Here is a 980-nt window from a genome sequence, read left to right on the forward strand (position 1 = left end):
ACCGGGCGAACAACGAACCCGAGCCGACCGCGTGATAGCCGGCGCGTTCCTCGTAGCGGCCACCGACCACGTCGTACGACACGATCCGCCCGGCGCGGTGCGCGTCGGGAGCGTCGAGGTCGACACCGACCAGCAGCGGCACCACGGCCAGACCCTGCATGGCCGCACCGAGATTGCCGCGCACCATCGACGACAGCCGATTGGCCTTGCCGTCGAAGGTCAGCGGCACGCCCTCGATCTTCTCGTAGTGCTCGAGTTCGACGGCGAACAGCCGCACCAGTTCGATCGCCAGGCCCGCGGTGCCGGCGATGCCGGCCGCCGAATAGTTGTCGGTGATGAACACCTTGTCGACATCGCGGGAGGCGATCAGGTTGCCCATCGTCGCGCGCCGGTCGCCGGCGAGCAGCACACCCCCGTCGAAGGTCAGCGCCACGATGGTGGTGCCGTGCGGGGCGAGGTCCACGTGGTCACCCCGTTCGAACCGGAACCGGTTCTCCGGCAGCATCTCCGGGGCGTGCATGCGCAGATGGTCGGAGAACGACGACAAGGGCGACGCGAGGTGCAGCCTCGGCTGCACCTCGCGGAAGGGAAGAGAGGACCGTTCGGCTGTCACTGGCCACCTTTCTGCACATATGCCCGCACGAAGTCCTCCGCGTTCTCCTCGAGCACGTCGTCGATCTCGTCGAGAAGATCGTCGGTGTCCGAGGCGAGCTTCTCGCGACGCTCCTGACCGGCACCGCCGTCACCGACGACCTCGTCGTCGTCTCCGCCGCCACCGCGTGTGGTCTGCTCCTGTGCCATCGCCGCCGACCTCCTCCTGTACTCGGCGCGGAACCGTCACCGGTCGACGATCGGTGTGGTCACCGCTGCTTCGAACTCCTACCCTACCCAGCGGAACGGTCCGCCGGTGGCGACACGCGTACTCGCGGCACACGATCGGGCCACCACCCCACCCCGGGACGACCGTCAGTGGGTGAGCT

At 68.3% G+C, this 980-nt stretch carries 2 protein-coding genes; both read right to left on the bottom strand.

Features of this window, described 5'->3' with window-relative positions; all coding sequences use genetic code 11:
- Nucleotides 1–520, bottom strand: a 520-nt coding sequence (prcB, locus tag R1101_RS0124320; protein ID WP_232284828.1) for a proteasome subunit beta, incomplete at its 3' end; no start/stop codon positions are given.
- Between the two features lie 89 nt (nt 521–609).
- Nucleotides 610–801, bottom strand: coding sequence for a ubiquitin-like protein Pup (locus R1101_RS0124325; RefSeq protein ID WP_006552173.1), 192 nt, complete (start codon nt 799–801; stop codon nt 610–612).
- Nucleotides 802–980 lie beyond the last annotated feature (179 nt).

Origin of the sequence: Rhodococcus sp. R1101, from assembly GCF_000278445.1 — a bacterium.
GTDB lineage: Bacteria > Actinomycetota > Actinomycetes > Mycobacteriales > Mycobacteriaceae > Rhodococcus > Rhodococcus gordoniae.